Source organism: Pseudomonas rustica, assembly GCF_018336155.1.
Lineage (GTDB): Bacteria > Pseudomonadota > Gammaproteobacteria > Pseudomonadales > Pseudomonadaceae > Aquipseudomonas > Aquipseudomonas rustica.
On the sequence record NZ_JAGYHF010000003.1, the window covers coordinates 202343 to 222239 of the forward strand.

A 19897-nucleotide genomic window follows, 5' to 3' on the forward strand; every position below is an offset into this window, starting at 1 on the left:
CGATAAGCGTAGACCATGCGCAAAGGCCCGGTGAGCAAGGGACTTGGCCGATGTATTGCAAGCCGTGAGGATGACCGTTGGGTAGTTTTGTCATCTCTCGGTCATCTGTACTGCCTAGGCTTGCATCACTACAAAACGGTTTGATCGCCGTGCGGTTTTGCCCCGAAACAGTGCTGGTCTAGTCCAGATAGGTAACGTTGATGCGTGATGAGGCAACAAAAGCGGTGACGGCCATTGGCCAGGTGTTGCAGGAGCAGCTCGACCACGGTTTGTTGGCGGCGGGCAGTAAGTTGCCGGCCGAACGCAAGCTCAGTGAGTTGTTTGGCACCACGCGGATTACTGTGCGTGAGGCGTTGTTGCAGTTGGAGGCACAGGGGCAGATTTATCGTGAGGAGCGGCGCGGCTGGTTCGTTTCGCCGCCGCGGCTGGCCTATAACCTGATGCAGCGCAGTCACTTTCACGCGATGGTCAGTGCGCAGGGACGTGAGCCTTCGACCGAGGTGATTTCGGCGCGGCTGCAACCGGCGTCGGCGGCGGTATGCGAGTGGTTGCAGTTGCCGGCGCTGTCCAGCGTGATTCAGATTTGCCGGTCGCGGCGGATTGACGGGCGGTTGGTGTTGTATGTGGAGCACTATTTGAATCCGCAGTTTTTTCCGGGGATTCTTGAGTTTGATTTGAATCAGTCGATTACTGAGTTGTATGCGCGGCATTACGATTTGCACTATGGGCGGGTGCGCTTTGAGATTGTGCCGACGTCTTTGTCGGTGGATGCGGCGGCGGCTTTGCGGGTGTCGGTGGGGAGTCCGGGGTTACGGATTGCTCGGGTTAATTATGATCAGCATGAGCGGTTGATTGATTGTGATCTGGAGTTTTGGCGGCATGATGCGATTCATGTCGGGGTCGACGTTGTTTGATCGTTTTTTGGGGGCATATCCGTTGCTGCGGGTGTTGCTGATTATGGTTCCGCCCTTACGGCGGGTCACTTTTGGCAAACGCCCCAAAAGTAACCAAAAGGTCTGTGCCCTGACGTCCGGCCCTCGCTAAGGCTCGGGTTCCTTCGCTCCGGGTTCATCCGGGGGCATCGCCTACGGTTTGCTTCGCTGCACCTCCTCTCGATGCTTTCCCCGTATGAATCCCTCCACTCAGCCTCCCGACGGGCTCTAAGATCAAGATCAAAAGCAGGCGAGCTGACACTCGGCCTATTGAGTGGTGAGAAGCATGGCGCGCTCGGCTTTTGCTTTTGCTTTTGTAGGAGCAGAGCTTGCTCGCGAAGGCGGCCTGACAGCCGACCTATTTATAACGGGTGGACTCAATCCCCTGTGGGAGCTGGCTTGCCAGCGATGGCGGCCTCCGGGCCTCCCATTCTTAGCTGATTGAACTCGATCCACTGTAGGAGCGAGCCTGCTCGCGAAAGCGCCCCCACAGTCACCGCCTCTTTACTTGTCTGTCTGCGCGTTGGCATACAAATAATCCGTCGCCAACGAGGCCAGTGTCCTCACGCCAACCACCAGCGCCGACTCATCGACAAAGAACCCTGGATTATGATTCGGTGCATCTTTGCTCATGTCTTGATCCCGCGGCGTCACCCCCAAAAACACGAACAGCCCCGGCGCTTCTTTGGCAAAGAACGAGAAGTCCTCGGCCCCGCCCACCAGCGGCCCTTGCACCACGTCATCCTTGGCCGCCCACTTCAACGTCGGCAGCATTTTTTCGGTAAGTGCCGGGTTGTTGATGGTCGGGTCGTATTTTTCGATGATGGTGACGTCCGCTTTGGCACCGCCGCTTTCGGCGATTTTTTCGACGGTCTGGCGTACGTCGGCGTGGAGTTTCTGGCGGATGCCGTAGTCGTATGAGCGGATCGTCCCGGTCATGTCGACCGATTCGGGAATGATGTTGTAGCGCGTCCCGCCGTTGATGGTGCCGATGCTGACCACCGATGGAAACGACGAGATGTCGGTGCGGCGGCTGACCACGGTTTGCAGGCCGACGATGGTTTGTGCGCCGACGGTGATCGGGTCGATGCCGTCCCAAGGGCGGCCGGCGTGGGTTTGTTTGCCGAGGATTTTGATGCGCAGGTCGTCGGAGCTGGCGAGGGTCGGGCCGGGGCGGTAGGTGATTTGGCCGGCGGGGACGCCGGCCCAGACGTGCAGGCCGAAGACGGCGTCGGGTTTCGGTGATTTCATCACGCCTTCCTCGACCATCATTTTCGCGCCCCAGGTATTTTTGCCGTCGGGGATGAAGTCGCTCGGGCCTTCTTCGGCGGGCTGGAAGTAGAACACCACGGTGCCGGGCAGGGTGTCGCGCATGCCGGTCAGAATTTTCGCCGTGCTGAGCAGGATCGCGGTGTGGGCGTCGTGGCCGCAGGCGTGCATCACGTCGACTTCTTTGTCGAGGTAGGTGCCTTTGGCTTTCGAGGCGAATGGCAGGTCGGAGACTTCCTTGACCGGCAGCGCGTCCATGTCGGCGCGCAGGGCAACGGTCGGGCCGGGCAGGGCGCCTTTGAGGACGGCGACCACGCCCGTGCGCGCCACGCCGGTTTTGACTTCCAGGCCCATGGCTTTGAGTTGTTTGGCGACCAGTTCCGACGTGCGCTTTTCAGTGTTGCCGAGTTCGGGGTGGGCGTGGATGTCGCGGCGGGTTTCCAGCAGTTCCGGTTCGAGCTTTTGCGCCTGCTCGGCGATCTGCGTGCGCGTGCTTTCCATGGTGGTGGCGCCGGCGTGACAGGCGAACAGGGTGAGTAGAACGGCCTGGGCAATGCGGGTCAGTTGCATCGGGTTTCTCCTTGGTTATTGTTTTTGGGCTTCCCTGCCTGTGACTGCAACTGCGCGCCTGAGTGCTATTCCTTAGGCTCGCCACCGCCGGCAGTGATCACTTGTACGCTCATGCGTGGGGTGGCCAGATCCAGTCCGGCTTCATCCAGATGCCGCTTCAGCGAAAGGTTGAACGCCCGCGACACTTCCCACTGTTTGATTGGCGCCGTCTTGAACCGTGCACGCAAAATCGCGCTGCCGGACTCAAAACTCTCGACACCCTGAATTTCCAGCGGCGACCAGATATTGCGGCGTTGCAGGGGATCGGTGCGCATTTTCTGGCCGACGTCGCGCATCAGTTTGATCGCGTCGTCGATTTCCATGTTGTACGGCACCGCGACGCGGAAGATCGCGTAGCCGAACTCCCGCGAGTAGTTCTTGATGCTTTTGATTTCGCTGAACGGGATCGTGTGGACGATGCCGTCGATGTCGCGCAGGCGCACGGTGCGGATGGTCAGGCCTTCGACGGTACCGAGGTGGCCGCCGACGTCGACGTAGTCATCGATGGCCAGCGAATCTTCGATGATGATGAACAGGCCGGTGATCAAGTCGGCAACCAGCGACTGCGCACCGAAACCGATGGCCAGACCGATCACACCGGCACCGGCCAGCAGTGGCGTAACGTTCATGCCCATGTTCGCCAGCGCGACGATCAGCGCGATGATGAAAATCGCCACGAACAGCACGTTGCGGATCAGCGGCATCATCGTTTGCGCGCGGGCATTGGCCAGGCCTTTGCGCGAGCGGGTAAGGGCGTGGTGCACGGCGGTGTCGGAGAGAATCCAGATCAGCCAGGCAAACAGCAGCGTGCCAGCGAGGCTGAACAGTTTTACGCTGACGTCATGCCCGTCGCCTTCTGCGAAAGTGATCAGCGACTTGCCCCACACCCGCAGACCCAACTCGATAAACGCCAGCCACACCAGCAGATGGGCGAGGGTATAGAAGAAGTTTTTCAGTCGTTCCGAATACAGCGCATGGCGTTTGGCCCCGCGCTGCGGTTTCAGCGAGTGGCGACGCACCAGGCCGTTGATCACCATGCACAGCACCAGCAACACCGTGCAGATCATCGATTGGCGCAAAGCAGTGCTGGTATCGCCGGCGGAGAAGAACGTCGCGAACAGCGAAATCCCCACCAGCACCAGCGCCGGGACGTACCAGAAGGTACCGAGGATATCGATGGTGTCGCTGAGCGCGCGGCGGGTCAGGCGTCGCGACAGGGGCTGGTTGCGGATCAGGTGCGCAATCGGTCGGCGGAACCGCAGAATGAACAGGCCGGTTGAAATTGCAGCAAGGACATTGGCGACGGTCGCGGCGGTGTGGGCCAGATGCACGCCGAGGCTTTCGATCAGACGCGGATCATTCAGCGCCTCACCGAACGCGGCGAAGCTGCCGATCAGCCACAACGGCCGGAACGCCTGATGACGCAGGATGTACAGCGCGCGATGGCGGTGCGGGCCATCGAGCAGGGAGAAAGCAATCACGCAGATTGCCGAGAAGCAGGTGCCAACCACCAATGCGTACGCCAACACCATCGCCAGGCTTTTACCCAACGAGGAAGGCAAGGCGTAACTCATGTAGACGGTGATGACCAAAGCGATCAGCCACGGCCCGAGTTTGCGCAGGGCGAAGCGCAGCATGTCGAGGGCTTTGGGGTGTTGCGGCAGTTCTTCGGTCAGACCAAAACGCATGCGCACGCGATGACTGAGCCAGATCAGCGCAGCGGCGAGCAGGCTCCAGACCATCAGAATCATGGCGAAACCGAAGATTACCGGCAGCCATTCGCTGGCCGGCATCATCAAGGCGCTGAATTCATCTTTGGCCAGATCGAACTCGGCAGACCAGCGATTGAGCGGGCTGTCAGCACCGGTGAATTGTTTTTCGAAATTGGCGAGGGTGCCGCCGATCAGGCCGAGTACGCCCTCTTCAGGTGTGGTCTGGGCTTTTTTCGTGGCGTCGCGCAGCTTTTTCAGGTCGGTGAGCAGTTGCGCGCGTTGCTTGTCGTTTTCCAGCGACTTGATGACTTCGTCGAGGGATTGACCGAGGGGTTCTTGCGCTTCGGGCTGGGCCTTGTTGGTGTTGAGCAGGCCGGGCAGACCGACCGCCTGGGCAGGCGCCAGCGGCAGCAGCGTCATCAGGCAGACGAGGAACAGACTGGGTAAAGCAAAAAGACGAGCAAACACTAGGCGGTCAACCTCGCAATGGGCGGATCGAACGAGTGTACGAGCCCGCCTGCTGCAATGCGAGCCGGTGCGCGGTTATTCGTTGAGTTTGGCGAGGATCTTGTAAACCACGGTAGCGAGTATCAACAGCATGCCGACCCACATGGCGAAAACACCGGCGTTCTTGTCGCGGAAGTTGAAGCCGATGGCCAGCAGGAGCATTCCGCACAGGATCGGAATGAGCATGGCGTGGAACGAAGACATCGTGATCATGGAGACAGCCTTGTCGAAAGGGATGATTAAAGTCTAGGTGGCTTTTGTTTGGGAGGTGCTGATGTGTATCAGAGTTGAGCCGGTTTCTTGATGAAATTTGTGCTGGCTGAACCGGCCTCATCGCGGGCAAGCCTTGCTCCTACAGAGGTGAGGCTTGTGTAGGAGCAGAGCTTGCTCGCGAAGCTTTTAAGGCTTTTAAGGCAAATCGCGGCAGGCGTAAAACGCGCTCAGCACTTTCACCAGATGCGCCAGGTCGTGGCTGCCGCACAGTTCGCGGATCGAGTGCATGGCGAAGGTCGGCAAGCCGATGTCGACGGTGCGCACACCGAGGTGGCTGGCGGTGATCGGGCCGATGGTTGAGCCGCAGCCCATGTCGCTGCGCACCACGAAGCTTTGCACCGGCACTTCTTCGGCCATGCACAGATGGCGGAAGAAACCGGCGGTTTCGCTGTTGGTGGCGTAGCGCTGGTTGCTGTTGACCTTGATCACCGGGCCGGCGTTGAGTTTCGGGCCGTGGTTGGCGTCGTGCTTGTCGGCGTAGTTCGGGTGCACGCCGTGGGCGTTGTCGGCCGAGACCAGCAGGGATTTCTGGATGGTGCGAACGAACTCGTCACCTTCCGGCAGCAGACGGCGCAGGGTTTGTTCGAGCATCGGACCGTCAGCGCCGCAGGCCGAGCAGGAGCCGACTTCTTCGTGATCGTTGCAGACCAGCACGCAAGTTTCGTCGGTTTCGGCAGTCAGCAGCGCTTGAAGACCGGCATAGCACGACAACAGATTGTCGAGACGCGCGCCGGCAATGAAGTCGCCGTTCAGGCCAATCACTGCAGCACTTTGTGTGTCGTAGAAGCTCAGCTCGTAATCGAGCACGACGTCGGCGTTCAAGCCGTGTTCGCGGGCCAGTTGATCGGTGAGCACGGCGCGGAAATCGACGCGTTCGTCCCCAGCGAATTGCGCTAGGATCGGCGGCAGTTCGGTTTGCGCGTTGATCGCCCAGCCCTGATTGGCTTCACGGTTGAGGTGAATGGCCAGGTTGGGAATGATCGCGATCGGCGCCTTGAAGTCGATCAGTTGGCTTTCGACCTTGCCGTCGCGGCGGAAGGTCACGCGGCCGGCCAGCGACAGATCGCGGTCGAACCACGGCGCCAGCAGTGCGCCGCCATACACTTCAACGCCCAGTTGCCAGAAGCCCTGACGCTGCAGTTCCGGCTGCGGTTTGACGCGCAGGCACGGGCTGTCGGTGTGCGCGCCAACCAGACGGATGCCACCGTGCAGCGGCGAGGTGCGGCCCATTTTGATCGCGACGATCGAGGAGTCATTACGAGTAACGTAATAGCGGCCGTTAGGCTCGGTGGTCCACGGCTCGCGTTCGTCGAGGCGCACAAAACCGGCGGCCTCCAGACGTTGCACAAGACTGGCGGTGGCGTGGAACGGGGTAGGGGAGGCCTTGAGGAAGTCGATCAGGCCTTGGTTCAACTCTTCGCGCATAACAAGCTCCAGACAGCAATGGCCGGGAGTTTAACGCGGTTGACGCCCATTGCGAACGCAAAACCTGTAGGAGCTGAGCTTGCTCGCGAAGGCGTCGGGTCAGCAACATCTATGCTGAATGACACAGCGCTTTCGCGAGCAAGCTTTGCTCCTACAAGGGGTGGGGTTGGTTAGCGGGGGGTGAACACGCGTTTTTTCAGGTAGCGCATGATGACTTTCTCGTCTTCCGGCTTGTCCGGGCGTGGCAGCTGTTTTGGCCAGCGGCTCTGGCTCAGGAGCTTTTTCTGCCGGCTCTCGTCCCAGCGCAGAATCTCCCGCGACGCACATTCCCACCACTCATGGCGGCAGGCGCTGTAGTACGGATCATCCGGTGCGGCGCTGCCATACAACAAGTCTCGACCGACCTTGCGCAAGGCGCCGCTCTGGTTGCGCAGTTTCCATTTGATTTTCAGGCGCTGCCAGGCCGACGGGAACGGTTTGACTCGCGGCACGTCGCGGCACAGATCCACCAGTCGCTGACTGAACGTTTCGCCATGCTGGGAGAAGAAGTACGTCTGCATCGCATGGAAAAAACGCTTTTCGGCGAAGTAGTGATAGACGTATTTTCGCGCTTCCACAACCCGGCGTTCACGCAGGGCATACGACAACGCGATCTGCTCGATGGTGTGAATCTCGAAACCGCCGACCGTGCATTGGTCGATCATGCTGATCGATTCTTCAAACAAATCCAGATCGTTTTCGGTGACACCGCACAGGCCGCTGTTGTAGAGCTTGAAGCCGTTTTCCGGCGTCACGCCATACGCACTGAGGTCGCGCGCAAGCTTCAGATAGTCGCTGCGCTGGTGCACGTCTTTCCAGTCGTACTCGAAGCGATCCATGACCGAGCAATCCTGCCCGATGGCATCGAGCAGACGGCTGGGATGATCGGTGAACAGCGTGTCGGTGTCGACGAACAGCGTCTTCTCCGCCCATTGCATGCCTGCGGCGATGGCGCAGGCCTTGCGGCGATGGTGGTAGCCATTCGTGCCTTGCCAGCGCGTCAGCGTCGCTTCGTCGAGGAACACCGTGTCGACCGGCCAGCCGGCGTAATCTTGCGGGCGATCAGTGAGAATTCTGATCGCCGGGAGCTGGCCGTTTTTCGCCTGGGACAACACGGTGAGGATGCTGAACTTGGCCTCGCGGCGGTAGACATCCTGATTGCCGTAAATCAGGTACAGCAACTGTTGGCGGGTTTTTTTCAGGGGTGTGGCGAGGGAATCAATACAACTCATCCGAAACAAAAATCCTTAAAACGGTGCCGGGCATTCGAAGCGCAAGCGTTCGCCGGTCTGAGGATGGGTGAAGCTCAACATACTCGCGTGTAAACACAGACGCGGCCAGGCGGCCAAGGCTTGTTCGTGGGCGTAGAGCCCGTCACCCAGCAGCGGATGACCGATGGACAGCATGTGCACGCGCAACTGGTGCGAGCGGCCGGTGATCGGCGTCAGCTCGACGCGGCACCAGTCGCCGCAACGCTCGAGCACGCGCCAGAAGGTCAGCGCATGTTTGCCGAATTCGTGATCGACCACGTGGCGCGGCTTGGTTGGCGGATCGTACCGCAGTGGCAAATCGATGCTGCCACTGTCCAGTTCCGGCTGACCCCAGGCCAACGCGGTGTAGGCCTTTTCGGTTTCACGGTCATGAAACTGGCGCGACAGTTCACGATGCGTGTCGGCGTCACGGGCCAGCAGAATGATGCCGGAGGTTTCCCAGTCCAGACGATGGACGATGCGCGCTTCCGGGTAGCCGTTTTCCTGCAGACGGGTAATCAGGCAATCCTTGTTGTCGTCGGCGCGACCGGGCACCGAAAGCAGCAACGTCGGTTTGTTCACCACCAGTACAGCGGCGTCCTGATGGATGATGTGGATGTTGGACAACGGCATTAAAACAGCCTCGTAACAAATGCCAACGGCGGCTCGGGACTGCTGATAACCCTGTAGGAGCTGCCGAAGGCTGCGATCTTTTGATTGTCAAAAACAAAATCAAAAGATCGCAGCCTTCGGCAGCGCCTACACGAGCATCAACAGCCCGAGCCGCCGCAGCGACTACCTGATCGACTCAGCGATCGGGCAGGGTGATGTTGAGTTCCAGAATCGAGCAACTGCCCTGGCTTTCCAGTGCAACATGTACGTCGTCGTTGCCGATGTTGACGTACTTGCGGATCACGTCGACCAGTTCCTTCTGCAAGGCTGGCAAGTAATCCGGCGTGCTGCGCTGGCCGCGCTCATGCGCCACGATGATCTGTAGACGCTCTTTCGCTACCGAGGCGGTACTTGGCTTTTTGTTGGCACGAAAGAAGTCAAAAAGGTTCATTACCTACCTCCAAACAGGCGCTCGAAGAATCCCTTCTTCTCGACATCGAGGAAACGGTGGGCTTTTTCTTTGCCCAGCAAACGGTCGACGGTATCGCTGTAAGCCTGACCGGCATCGCTCTGGTCGTCGAGAATCACCGGTACGCCCTGGTTGGATGCCTTGAGCACCGCCTGGGATTCCGGGATCACGCCGAGCAGGGTGACCGAGAGGATTTCCTTGACGTCTTCAACGCCCAGCATCTCGCCCTTTTCCACACGCTCTGGATGGTAGCGAGTGATCAGCAGGTGTTCCTTGATCGGGTCTTCGCCACGTTCGGCGCGACGCGATTTGCTCGCCAGCAGGCCGAGCATGCGGTCCGAATCTCGTACCGAGGACACTTCCGGGTTGGTCACGACGATCGCTTCATCAGCGAAGTACATGGCCAGGTGCGCGCCTTTCTCGATGCCCGCCGGGGAGTCGCAGACGACGAACTCAAATTGTTCCTTGAGCTCCATCAGGACTTTTTCCACGCCTTCGACGGTCAGCGCGTCTTTGTCGCGGGTCTGGCTGGCGGCCAGCACGTAGAGGTTTTCCAGGCGCTTGTCTTTGATGAGCGCCTGTTGCAGGTTGGCTTCGCCGTTGACCACGTTGACGAAGTCATACACCACGCGGCGCTCGCAACCCATGATCAAGTCAAGGTTACGCAAGCCCACGTCGAAGTCGACGATCACTGTTTTGTGGCCGCGCAGAGCGAGGCCGGTACCGATAGCGGCGCTGGTGGTGGTCTTACCCACACCACCCTTGCCGGATGTAACCACGAGAATCTTGGCCAAGGTGTTTCACCCCTAAGGAAGAAGGACTTTTTAGCCCCTGAAAAACATCTCTTGAAAACTACTGCAGTCGGACAGCCTTGGCTGGAATTTGGCTTTAGGCCTTTTTCCTACTTCGTTTGAGCCGTTTTCGCTACGTTTTAGAGATGCTTGGAAAATGCGGCAGTATCCGTTAAAGCCGAATGATGTTCAACACGTCGCCCGACAGGCTGACCTGTACGCCCGAGCCCCACATTGGATCGCGGCGCAAATCCTCGGAAACCTTGTAATGACCGGCGATGGAGATCAGTTCAGCGCTTAATTGCTGACAGAAAATCCGTGCCTTGGTGTCACCCTTCACGCCGGCCAGCGCACGGCCACGCATCGGGCCGTATACATGGATGTTGCCATCGGCAAGAAGTTCCGCCCCCGGACTGACCGAGGAGACCACGACCAAATCGCCACCCTGCGCGTATATCTGTTGGCCACCACGTACTGGCGTGGTGATGACGCGGGTCTGTTTGACGGTCGGTTCTGGCGGCTTTTCCGGCTTCTTTTTGACTTCGGCTTCTGGCATCTCCAGTGGCCGTTCACGAGCACCGGACGGCGGCAGCACCGGAATGTCGATGGCGATGGCGGCGGCAATGTCTTCGATGCGGCTGGCACGAATCGCCAAGGTGCGCAGGCCATGTTGACGGCACACACGCATCAAACCTGGCAGGTCGACCGCGCCTTCGCTCGGCGGCAGTTTGTCCAAGGCCAGAACCAGCGGCGCGTTGCTGAAGAAATTCGGCGCCTGCGCAACTTTGGCGGCCAATTGCCGATCGAGGCTGTCGAGGTCGTTACGGGCCAGTTCCAGCACGGTAATGGCCAGCATGCTGCCCTTTAGCTGGAACACGGGATCTTGGTTTAACGGTTCGGTTTTGCTCATGTCGGCATACAACGGCTTGTCACTAAAAGTGCCGAGACTTATAACGAGAACGCCCGCAGGCCGCAAGCCGGGTCGAACGATGTAGAATGCGCGGCCACTGTATTTACGGAAGCTTTAATGGATCGCCCGCGTTTTCGAAAAGCATTTCTTGCTCCACGCTTCTGGCCGCTCTGGTGCGGCTTGGGGCTTTTGTGGCTGATCGTGCAGCTGCCGTATCCGGCGTTGCTGACCATCGGTCGATTTTTGGGTGCGTTGATGTATCGCTTCGCCGGCGACCGGCGGCGCATTGCCAAGCGCAATCTTGAACTGTGCTTCCCGGAAAAATCCGCGGCGGAGCGCAAACGCCTGCTCAAGGAAAATTTCGCCTCGACCGGCATCGCTTTTTTTGAAATGGCGATGAGCTGGTGGTGGTCGCGTGAGCGTCTGGCCAAACTGGCCCACGTCGAAGGGCTGGAGCATTTGCAGAAAGCCCAGCGCGAAGGCAAAGGCGTGATCCTGATGGCGGTGCATTTCACTACGCTGGAAATCGGCGCGGCGTTGCTCGGCCAACAGCACACCATCGACGGCATGTACCGCGAGCACAAAAATCCGTTGTTCGATTTCATCCAGCGTCAGGGCCGTGAGCGGCACAATCTTGATTCGCTGGCGGTGGAGCGCGACGACGTGCGCGGCATGCTCAAGCTGCTGCGTTCCGGTCGGGCGATCTGGTACGCGCCGGATCAGGACTACGGCGCCAAGCAAAGCATCTTTGTGCCGCTGTTCGGCATTCAGGCAGCGACGGTGACGGCGACGACCAAATTCGCGCGGCTGGGTAAGGCGCTGGTGGTGCCGTTCACTCAGGAGCGTCTGGCGGACGGCAGCGGGTATCGGCTGGTGGTGCATCCGCCGTTGGAAGATTTCCCCGGTGAGACCGAAGAAGCCGATTGCCTGCGCATCAACCAATGGGTCGAAGGCGTTTTGCGCGATTGCCCGGAGCAATACTTATGGGCGCATCGACGCTTCAAGAGCCGGCCACCGGGCGAGCCGAAGTTGTACGCCAAACGCGGTTGATTCACCCCATCCCCTAAGCACCACGGAGTGTTGCGATGAGCCCAGCGGAACCGGTCACAGGTTTGATTCTTTCCGGCGGCGGGGCTCGGGCGGCGTATCAAGTGGGCGTGCTGGCGGCGATTGCCGAATTGTTGCCGGTGGGCGCGGACAATCCGTTCCCGGTGATCGTCGGCACCTCGGCCGGCGCGATCAACGCGGTCAGCCTCGCCAGCGGCGCCAGCGATTTCCGCGCGGCGATCGAGCGGCTGACACTGTTCTGGCAAGGCTTTCGCAGCCATCGCGTGCTGCGCAGTGACTGGCCCGGCGTGATCCGTCAGGCCAGCCGTTTTGTCAGCCACAGCCTGCTTGGCCTCGGTCGGCATCTGCCGGTGGCGCTGCTCAACAGTTCGCCGCTGCGCGACCTGCTCAACGAAAAACTGCACCTGCCCGGCATCGCCGAATCCATCGCGCGCAAGCAATTGCATGCGGTGGCGGTGACGGCGTTCGGCTACGAATCGGGGCAGGCGGTGACGTTTTATCAGGGCGGCGGCACGATTGATTCGTGGCTGCGCCATCGGCGCATTGGTGTGCCGACGCAACTGTCGGTCGATCATCTGTTGGCCAGCTCGGCGATTCCGTTGTTGTTCGCGCCGGTGAAAATCGGTGAGGAGTATTTCGGCGACGGCGCGGTGCGGCAATCGGCGCCGATCAGTCCGGCGCTGCACTTGGGCGCCAGTCGCGTGCTGGTGGTCGGCGTCAGCGGCAACCCGCGCGGTTTCGATCCACAGCAGCCGCTGGAACGCACCTACACCGGGCAACAGCCGACACTTGCGCAGATCGGCGGGCACATGCTCAACAGCACGTTCATTGACAGCCTGGAGAGCGACATCGAGTTGCTGCAGCGGCTCAACCAGTTCAGTCATCTGATGCCCGCCGGCACGCCGACACGCGAGTTGGGCGTGGCGCCGGTGGAAGTGCTGGTGATTTCACCGAGTCAGCCGATTGATGAGATCGCGGCGCGGCATCGCCAGGAATTGCCGGCGGCGTTGCGTTTGTTTTTGCGTGGGCCGGGGGCGACGAAGACGAGCGGGGCGGGGGTGTTGAGTTATCTGTTGTTCGAGGCGGGGTATTGCAGCGAGTTGATTGATTTGGGGCGAAGGGATGCGTTGGCCAAGCGTGAGGAGTTGTGCCGGTTTTTGGGGATATCTGAGGCAGTCGTTCCAACCTGAAGTCTGCTTTGAGCCCATTCGCGAGCAAGCTCGCTCCCACAGGGTTCGGCGTCGTATGCGCAATTCGCATTCAACATAGAACCACTGTGGGAGCGAGCTTGCTCGCGAAGGCGTCCTTGCGGACGCCGCCGGATCAGAAGTGGAACTTCACCAGGAAGCTGGTCACGTTCTGATTGGTGGTGAACGCACGGGTGTCGTCGATCCCGTACTTGTCTTTCCAGTAGTCGTACTCAACACCGACGTACAGCTGCTTCTCGCCGAAATTGAGCGCCTTGCCCAGGTCGTATTTGACCTGTGGGTTGAAGTGCAGGTTGGCTTTGTATTCGCCACGGTTGTTTTCGTCGTTGTCGACGACCCAGTCCATGTAACCGTCGATCAGCACGTTCGAGTCGCCGACCGGGATGGTGTAGGACCAGACCGGGGTGATCTGCCAGACGTTGTCACCCGGGCGCGAGCCTTCGGTGTGGCGCTGGTAGAAGTTCAGCTGGAAGTAGTCGAAGCCCGGAATGGCCAGGTCGAAGCCAGGACCGATCAGGTAGGACTCGGTGTCACCCTCGCCGAACTCGTAGGTCATCGCCAGCAGGACGTCTTTGATCGGGCCGAATTCGATCTTCTGGTCGAGTACCTTGCCCAGCGAGATGCGTGGCTGGAACTCGCCGTAGTAGGTGTTCGGGCCGTTGTTGAAGTCCTTGTCACCGTTATAGAAGATCTTGTCGACGAACAGGAAGTTGTCCCCATACTTCCACGCATCGGCGTGCTCGAAGGTGACGGTCTGCTGGATCGCAGGATTGACCTTGAAGTCCTTACCGTAGAGGTAGGTCAGGCTGTTGTTCTGCCACTGCAGCAGGCCATCGGCCATGGCCTGGCCGCCGGCCAACATCGATCCCGCAAGCATCAGGCTGGTGCACGTACGTTTCATTCGGTTGCTCCCAAAGTAGGTGTTCCACGTTTATTTTTTTTAAGATCGGCGCTCTGGTGTGGCGCCTTTTTTCGTTACTGCAAAAGTCATCCAATCGGTCAGCTTTGCTGGTGTTAGCAAGAGCTGGGCCAAGGCTTTTCGAAAAGCAAAAAAACGCCCGTCGGCTGCTGCAAAACAGTCGATTGAGCGTGTTTTCGGGATGCCTCGGTACTGGCCGGGGCCGGGATAAGTTGGCCCGTTGGTCAGGAATTAAATCCGGGCTTTTTTTTAGACCGAATTCATGAGGCCGCGGAGAATACTGACTCCTCGGCCAGCTCTCAAGTGCCCCGCAACAGAGCACCGACGACAGGTATGGGGCACGGTTGCGGGTCATCTTAAAAATGCACCTTCACCAGCAGGCTGGCGGTGTTCTGATTGGTGTCGAGGTTGTGGCTGCTTTCGACGCCGTATTTGTTCTTCCAGTAGCTGTATTCGGTGCCGACGTACAACTGCTTCTGACTCCAGCCCAGGGCTTTGCCGAGGTCATATTTGATCTGCGGATTGATGTGCAGGTTGGCGTGATAGGTGCCGCGCGAGTTCTCGTCGTTGTCGACCACCCAATCCAGATAGCCATCGATCAGCACGTCGGAATTGCCCACGGGAATGCTGTAAGACCAGCCGGGGGTGATCTGCCACACGCCGTCGCCGGGGCGCGGGCCTTCGGTCTGGCGGCGGAAGATATTGAGGGTGACGTAGTTGAAGCCGGGCACCTTGAGGTCGAAGCCCGGGCCGATCAGGTAGGCCTCGCTTTCACCTTCGCCGTACTCGTAGGTCATCGCCAGCAGCACGTCTTTGATCGGGCCGAATTCGATCTTCTGGTCGAAGATCTTGCCGAACGAGAAGCGTGGGGTGAATTCGCCGTAAAAGGTGTGCGGGCCTTTGTTGCGGTCTTCTTCGCCGTTGTAGAAGATTTTGTCGACGAAGAGAAAGTTGTCGCCATATTTCCACTTGTCGGCGTGCTCGAACGTGACCGTCTGCTGGATCGACGGGTTGATCGCGAAATTCTTGCCGTACAGGTAGCTGAGGCTGTTGGTTTGCCACAGCAGTAAATCGCCAGCCATGGCTTGACTCGCGGCCAGCAGGCCACCACCCAACAGCATGTTTGTCTGTGTACGAATCATCTGTTGCTCCCTCTTGTTTTTATTGTTTGAGGCGCAGAGCTGTTGCTTGCCCTTGTGGGAGCGGGCTTGCTCGCGAATGCGTTCTTCCAGTCAACGGATGGGTTGAATGTCACACCGCTTTCGCGAGCAAGCCCGCTCCCACATGGGGATATCTTTGTTGCTGTTAGTGCTGGTGTGCGTGGCAGTCGTTGATGGCCGCGCGCTCTTTGCCGCCGAGAATGTTGAACAGCAGGTTCAGCGTCAGCGCGCTGAGCGTTGCCATGGCGATGCCGCTGTGGGTAATCGGGCTCATCCACAGCGGCAGGTGCGCGAAGAACTCAGGACGCACCACCGGGATCAGGCCCATGCCGATGCTCACCGCGACCAGCAACTGGTTGCGACGGTCACCGATGTCGGCTTCTTGCAGAATCTTGATGCCGGTCGCGGCGACCATGCCGAACATCGCAATCGCTGCGCCGCCGAGTACCGCCGGTGGAATCGATGCCACCAGGAACGCGGCTTTCGGCAGCAGGCTCAGGACGATCAGCAAGCCACCGGCAACGATGGTCACCGAGCGGCAGCGCACGCCGGTCATCTGCACCAGGCCGATGTTTTGCGCGAACGAGGAGTGGGTGAAGGTGTTGAAGAAACCGGCGACAAACGAGGCGCCAGCATCACACAGCAAGCCGCGACGCAGCATGCGCGGGCAGACTTCCTGGCCGGTGATTTTGCCCAGCGCGAGGAACATCCCGGTGGACTCGACGAAGATGATCACCACCACCAGGCACATCGACAGGATCGGCGCGAGTTCGAATTTCGGCATGCCGAAATGCAGCGGGGTGACGAACTGAATCCATGGTGCGTTGGCCATGCCGCTGAGGTCGACCATACCGATCACGCCGCACAGGATGTAGCCGAAGCACATACCGATCAGTACGGAAATGTTGACCCAGAAACCGCGCATGAAGCGGTGCACCAGCAGAATGGTGCCCAATACCAGGGCGGCGATGGCCAGATAAATCGGTGAACCGAATTGCGTAGCGCCTGCACCGCCGCCAGCCCAATTTACGGCGACGGGGAACAGCGACAAACCGATCGAGGTGATGACCGTGCCGGTCACCAGAGGCGGGAAGAAGCGTACGACCTTGGACATGAATGGCGCGATGATCATGCCGAAGAAACCGGCGGCGATCGTTGCGCCAAAGATGCCTTGCAGGCCGATACCGGGCATGCCGGCCATGGCGACCATGCTGCCGACAGCGGCAAAACTGGCGCCCATCATCACCGGCATGCGAATGCCCATCGGGCCGATGCCCATGGATTGCACGATGGTGGCGACACCGGCGACCAGCAGGTCGGCGTTGATCAGGAAGGCAATTTCTTCACGAGTCAGGCCAGCGGCCTGTCCAATGATCAGCGGCACCGCGATGGCACCACCGTACATCAGCAGAACATGTTGCAAACCGACCAGGATCAGTTGCAAAAGGGGCAATCGCTGAATGGCGGGTGCGTCGGGGATGCGCGCTTTGGACAGCTCGGACATGCAACACCTCAGATCTTTTTATTCTTGTGATTGAACAGCTGCCGGGTTGCTCGCAGCTGTTTCTTTGCATCAGGTAAAACCGCGTTGCGGCTATTCGCGGGCAAGCCTTGCTCCTACAGGATTCAGGTGATCCTGGTAGGAGCAAGGCTTGCCCGCGAAGCTTTTGCTTAGTTGGTCTGGGCTCCCTGCACAATCCAGGCGCCGATCAGGTCGCGTTCCTGCTGGGTCATCTGTGTGATGTTGCCCAGTGGCATGATCTGACTGGTGACCGCTTGTGCCTGAATCCGCGCCGCGTTCTGGCGGATCTGCTCAGGGGTGTCGAACATCACACCCGCTGGCGCTGCGCTGAACAACGGACTGGTCGGCTTGGCCGAGTGGCAAACCGCGCAGCGTTCTTGAATCACGCTGTGCACTTTGTCAAAGCCAGGGCCGGCGTTGGAGGCTTGTGCCGGTGCAGCAGGTTCGGCAGGGGCTGCCGGTGCCGCTTCAGCCGGTTTCGCGCCACCACCCAAAGCCGTTTCCGGCAGCGGTTGGTACTCGATTTTTGCTGGAGCCTTGGCCACTTCCGGAGCGGTCGACATCGGCGTTGGGCCGGTGACGTACGCCAGCGTGATCATGCCTACCGCTGCAACCGGCAGAGTCCAGGCAAACTTGTGGCTGTCGTGACGGGTGTTGAAGTAGTGACGCACCAACACCGCCAACACCGCGATCCCGGCCAGGATCAACCAGTTGTACTGGCTGCCATAGGTGCTCGGGAAGTGGTTGCTGATCATGATGAACAGCACCGGCAGGGTGAAGTAGTTGTTGTGACGCGAACGCAGCAAGCCTTTGGCCGGCAGTGCCGGATCCGGCGTGCGGTTCTCGGCAATCGCCGCCACCAGTGCGCGTTGCGCCGGCATGATGATGCGGAACACGTTACCGACCATGATGGTGCCGATGATCGCGCCGACGTGCAGGTACGCACCACGACCGCTGAACACTTTGCTGAAGCCATACGCCGCGCCGATGATCAACACGAACAGGATGAAGCCGAGCAGAGCAGGGCGTTTGCCCAAGGCCGAGTCGCACAGGAAGGAGTAGATGAACCAGCCGAGGAACAGCGAGCCGATACCGATGGCCACGCCTTCAGGGCCGCTCAGTGTGCTGCCCGGAGCCAGCAGGTAGAGCGTTGGATTGGAGTAGAACACCACGCACAGCAGCGCGATACCCGACATCCAGGTGAAGTAGGCTTCCCATTTGAACCAGTGCAGGTTCTCCGGCATTGCCGGCGGGGCCAGTTTGTATTTTTCGAGGTGATAGATACCGCCACCGTGGATCGCCCACAGGTCACCGGCCAGACCGGTTTTCGGGTTGACGCGGTTGAGGTTGTTCTCCAGCCAGACGAAGTAGAACGACGCGCCGATCCAGGCCACGCCAGTAATCATGTGAACCCAGCGCACGCTCAGGTTCAGCCATTCCAACAGATGTGCTTCCACAGTCTTTACCTCTCGCCTGTCACTCTTGTTGTCGAGTGATCAGACCTTCTCTTATTGGTGGGGGGCGAGGAACAGACGCTCTTCCTCTTTGAAAAAATGCTCATCGCAGTTATTGCCTGTGCCACTGCGATCAACCACCAGGAAGTCATCCCGCTTTTCGATCGTCAGCACCGGATGGTGCCAAACGCCGCGATGGTAATTAATGCCCTGCCTGCCATTGGTGACGAAGGCGCGGACCAAGCCTGATACAGGTTCATCGCCAACTGGCGCGACCACGATCAGAAAGGGGTTGCCGAGCAGCGGTATGAAAGCCTGGCTGCCCAGCGGATGGCGTTCCAGCATGCAAACGGTCAGTGGCATGTCCTGCGCGTCGGCGCGGAAGATGCTGATGATCGCGTTGTCCTCAGGCTGAGCGGTTTCGACCGTCGCCAGTTTATGGAAGCGCATGGTCGAACCGTTGTTGATCATGAAGTGATCGCTGCCGTCGGTTTCGATCACGTCACCGAAAGGGGCGAAGGCTTCTTTGGTCAGCGGTTCAATCGTTAGTGTGCGCATGCTGTTCTTCTTTTCGTTGAGTGATCGTTCCCACGCTCCGCGTGGGAATGCAGCCCGTGACGCTCCGCGTCACATCCAAAACGGACGCAGAGCGTCCAGTGATGCGTTCCCACGCAGAGCGTGGGAACGATCAGTGCGGTGTTATTTAGCGACCTTGCCGAGAACGCGCAGGCGGCTCACGCCACCGTCCGGGAACACGTTCAGGCGGATGTGGGTAATCGGGCCCAGTGCTTTGATCTGCTCGACGAAGGTGTGCTCGGCGTGCATTTCCAGCTTCTGGCTTGGCAGCAGATCGCGCCAGAACAGCGACTGGGTTTCGATCTGGCTGTCAGTACCGCCTTTCACGAACGCGCCCTGGATCGAGCAGGTGTCCGGGTAGTTGCCTTTGAAGTGCAGGGTGTCGACGACGATCTTCTCGATCTCGCCCGGGTGACCCAGCGCGACGATGACCCAGTCATTGCCCGGCGTACGACGACGTGCAGTTTCCCAGCCGTCGCCCATGTTGATGCCACGGCCCGGGTTGAGGATGTTGCTCATGCGGCCGAAGTGTTCGTCGGAGCAGGCGAGGGCGCGGCCACCGTTGAGGGCTGCTGCCAGATCGACTTGCTCGTTGTCGCCAACGGCCGACCAGTCGCGATGCGGCACACCGTACACGCGCAGACGGGCAACACCGCCGTCCGGGTAGATGTTGAAGCGCAGGTGGCTGAACGCTTGGTCGTTGCTGATTTCGTGGTAGTGGTGGCTGTTGCCCTGCAGCTCGACGGCCGACAGCACTTCAGTCCACTGAGTGTTGTCATCAGGCTCGCCCGAGGCCAGGAAGCACGCTTCCAGCGAGGCCGATGGCGGGAAGTTGCCGGTGAAGAATGAAGTGTCGATGTCCACGCCTTTGATCGAGCCCGGTACGCCCAGACGGATCACTGCGCTGTCGAAGCCTTCGAAGCGCTTGCGGCGCGATTCCCAGCCGTCCATCCACTTGCCGTTGTCATCGAACACGCCCTCCTTCCATACGGCCGGGGTCGGTTGGAACAGACGATTGGCGTCTGCGAACCAGTCATCGGTGACCGAGATGATTTTGGTGCCCAGACGGGCATCGGCCAGGTTGACGAACTTCTCGAAAGGTACGGCGTAAGCTTTCATTCTTCTTGTCTGCCTTTAAATAAGTGGCTGGGGATGCTTGCAGGGCCCTGGGAAACACAAGCGTTCTAGAGGT

General features: G+C 59.6%; 18 protein-coding genes. 3 read left to right on the forward strand and 15 right to left on the reverse strand.

Going from position 1 to position 19897, the window contains the following annotated elements; genetic code table 11:
- Window positions 1-200: 200 nt before the first annotated feature.
- On the forward strand, window positions 201-914 hold the full coding sequence (locus tag KFS80_RS06570; RefSeq protein ID WP_212544296.1) for a UTRA domain-containing protein: 714 nt from the start codon (window positions 201-203) through the stop codon (window positions 912-914).
- A 522-nt stretch (window positions 915-1436) separates the two neighbouring features.
- Here the strand turns inward: KFS80_RS06570 and KFS80_RS06575 are convergent.
- From KFS80_RS06575 to minC, 9 genes are all read right to left on the reverse strand, one after another.
- On the reverse strand, window positions 1437-2771 hold the full coding sequence (locus KFS80_RS06575) for an amidohydrolase (protein WP_212544297.1): 1335 nt from the start codon (window positions 2769-2771) through the stop codon (window positions 1437-1439).
- A gap of 65 nt (window positions 2772-2836) precedes the next feature.
- Window positions 2837-4990, reverse strand: a complete 2154-nt coding sequence (locus KFS80_RS06580) for a mechanosensitive ion channel family protein (RefSeq protein ID WP_212544298.1) — start codon at window positions 4988-4990, stop codon at window positions 2837-2839.
- A gap of 75 nt (window positions 4991-5065) precedes the next feature.
- Window positions 5066-5242, reverse strand: coding sequence for a hypothetical protein (locus KFS80_RS06585; protein WP_172680090.1), 177 nt, complete (start codon window positions 5240-5242; stop codon window positions 5066-5068).
- 195 nt (window positions 5243-5437) lie between these two features.
- Window positions 5438-6727 carry a M18 family aminopeptidase gene (locus KFS80_RS06590; RefSeq protein ID WP_159814900.1) on the reverse strand — a complete coding sequence of 430 codons (1290 nt, stop codon included), beginning with the start codon at window positions 6725-6727 and terminating at the stop codon, window positions 5438-5440.
- A gap of 170 nt (window positions 6728-6897) precedes the next feature.
- Window positions 6898-7998: a hypothetical protein gene (locus KFS80_RS06595; RefSeq protein ID WP_212544299.1), complete on the reverse strand. Its 1101-nt coding sequence runs from the start codon at window positions 7996-7998 to the stop codon at window positions 6898-6900.
- Window positions 7999-8013: 15 nt separating this feature from the next.
- Window positions 8014-8649 (reverse strand): RluA family pseudouridine synthase, encoded by a 636-nt coding sequence (locus tag KFS80_RS06600; RefSeq protein ID WP_034151766.1) that lies wholly within the window; start codon window positions 8647-8649, stop codon window positions 8014-8016.
- Between the two features lie 175 nt (window positions 8650-8824).
- Complete coding sequence (gene minE / locus KFS80_RS06605; RefSeq protein WP_003223146.1) at window positions 8825-9079, reverse strand: cell division topological specificity factor MinE; 255 nt, start codon at window positions 9077-9079, stop codon at window positions 8825-8827.
- Window positions 9079-9891, reverse strand: a complete 813-nt coding sequence (minD, locus tag KFS80_RS06610; protein ID WP_007913953.1) for a septum site-determining protein MinD — start codon at window positions 9889-9891, stop codon at window positions 9079-9081. The genes minE and minD overlap by 1 nt, the downstream gene beginning before the upstream one ends.
- Before the next feature lie 169 nt (window positions 9892-10060).
- On the reverse strand, window positions 10061-10798 hold the full coding sequence (minC, locus tag KFS80_RS06615; protein ID WP_053118637.1) for a septum site-determining protein MinC: 738 nt from the start codon (window positions 10796-10798) through the stop codon (window positions 10061-10063).
- 117 nt (window positions 10799-10915) lie between these two features.
- Between minC and KFS80_RS06620 the strand changes: the two genes are divergently transcribed.
- A complete protein-coding gene (locus KFS80_RS06620) occupies window positions 10916-11848 on the forward strand; it encodes a lipid A biosynthesis lauroyl acyltransferase (RefSeq protein WP_053118640.1) in 933 nt (310 codons plus the stop codon).
- Between the two features lie 35 nt (window positions 11849-11883).
- Window positions 11884-13056, forward strand: coding sequence for a patatin-like phospholipase family protein (locus KFS80_RS06625; protein ID WP_212544300.1), 1173 nt, complete (start codon window positions 11884-11886; stop codon window positions 13054-13056).
- A gap of 133 nt (window positions 13057-13189) precedes the next feature.
- Here the strand turns inward: KFS80_RS06625 and KFS80_RS06630 are convergent, their stop codons facing one another.
- From KFS80_RS06630 to alc, 6 genes are all read right to left on the reverse strand, one after another.
- Complete coding sequence (locus tag KFS80_RS06630; RefSeq protein WP_053118646.1) at window positions 13190-13975, reverse strand: outer membrane protein OmpK; 786 nt, start codon at window positions 13973-13975, stop codon at window positions 13190-13192.
- Window positions 13976-14349: 374 nt separating this feature from the next.
- Window positions 14350-15135, reverse strand: a complete 786-nt coding sequence (locus tag KFS80_RS06635) for an outer membrane protein OmpK (protein WP_053118648.1) — start codon at window positions 15133-15135, stop codon at window positions 14350-14352.
- Window positions 15136-15298: 163 nt separating this feature from the next.
- Window positions 15299-16657, reverse strand: coding sequence for a nucleobase:cation symporter-2 family protein (locus KFS80_RS06640; protein WP_212544301.1), 1359 nt, complete (start codon window positions 16655-16657; stop codon window positions 15299-15301).
- A 167-nt stretch (window positions 16658-16824) separates the two neighbouring features.
- Entirely contained in the window at window positions 16825-18132 is a 1308-nt protein-coding gene (locus KFS80_RS06645; protein WP_212544302.1) for a urate hydroxylase PuuD, read from the reverse strand.
- A gap of 51 nt (window positions 18133-18183) precedes the next feature.
- Complete coding sequence (locus KFS80_RS06650) at window positions 18184-18687, reverse strand: ureidoglycolate lyase (protein ID WP_053118654.1); 504 nt, start codon at window positions 18685-18687, stop codon at window positions 18184-18186.
- Between the two features lie 141 nt (window positions 18688-18828).
- Window positions 18829-19824 (reverse strand): allantoicase, encoded by a 996-nt coding sequence (alc, locus tag KFS80_RS06655; RefSeq protein ID WP_053118656.1) that lies wholly within the window; start codon window positions 19822-19824, stop codon window positions 18829-18831.
- Between the last annotated feature and the right edge of the window lie 73 nt (window positions 19825-19897).

Excerpts from the sequence above, each read along its gene's own strand:
- KFS80_RS06570 (WP_212544296.1), top strand. The coding sequence starts at position 201 with ATGCGTGATGAGGCAACAAAAGCGGTGACGGCCATTGGCCAGGTGTTG.
- KFS80_RS06575 (WP_212544297.1), bottom strand. The coding sequence starts at position 2,771 with ATGCAACTGACCCGCATTGCCCAGGCCGTTCTACTCACCCTGTTCGCC.
- KFS80_RS06585 (WP_172680090.1), bottom strand. The coding sequence starts at position 5,242 with ATGATCACGATGTCTTCGTTCCACGCCATGCTCATTCCGATCCTGTGC.
- KFS80_RS06590 (WP_159814900.1), bottom strand. The coding sequence starts at position 6,727 with ATGCGCGAAGAGTTGAACCAAGGCCTGATCGACTTCCTCAAGGCCTCC.
- KFS80_RS06595 (WP_212544299.1), bottom strand. The coding sequence starts at position 7,998 with ATGAGTTGTATTGATTCCCTCGCCACACCCCTGAAAAAAACCCGCCAA.
- KFS80_RS06600 (WP_034151766.1), bottom strand. The coding sequence starts at position 8,649 with ATGCCGTTGTCCAACATCCACATCATCCATCAGGACGCCGCTGTACTG.
- minE (WP_003223146.1), bottom strand. The coding sequence starts at position 9,079 with ATGAACCTTTTTGACTTCTTTCGTGCCAACAAAAAGCCAAGTACCGCC.
- minC (WP_053118637.1), bottom strand. The coding sequence starts at position 10,798 with ATGAGCAAAACCGAACCGTTAAACCAAGATCCCGTGTTCCAGCTAAAG.
- KFS80_RS06620 (WP_053118640.1), top strand. The coding sequence starts at position 10,916 with ATGGATCGCCCGCGTTTTCGAAAAGCATTTCTTGCTCCACGCTTCTGG.
- KFS80_RS06625 (WP_212544300.1), top strand. The coding sequence starts at position 11,884 with ATGAGCCCAGCGGAACCGGTCACAGGTTTGATTCTTTCCGGCGGCGGG.
- KFS80_RS06630 (WP_053118646.1), bottom strand. The coding sequence starts at position 13,975 with ATGAAACGTACGTGCACCAGCCTGATGCTTGCGGGATCGATGTTGGCC.
- KFS80_RS06635 (WP_053118648.1), bottom strand. The coding sequence starts at position 15,135 with ATGATTCGTACACAGACAAACATGCTGTTGGGTGGTGGCCTGCTGGCC.
- KFS80_RS06640 (WP_212544301.1), bottom strand. The coding sequence starts at position 16,657 with ATGTCCGAGCTGTCCAAAGCGCGCATCCCCGACGCACCCGCCATTCAG.
- KFS80_RS06650 (WP_053118654.1), bottom strand. The coding sequence starts at position 18,687 with ATGCGCACACTAACGATTGAACCGCTGACCAAAGAAGCCTTCGCCCCT.
- alc (WP_053118656.1), bottom strand. The coding sequence starts at position 19,824 with ATGAAAGCTTACGCCGTACCTTTCGAGAAGTTCGTCAACCTGGCCGAT.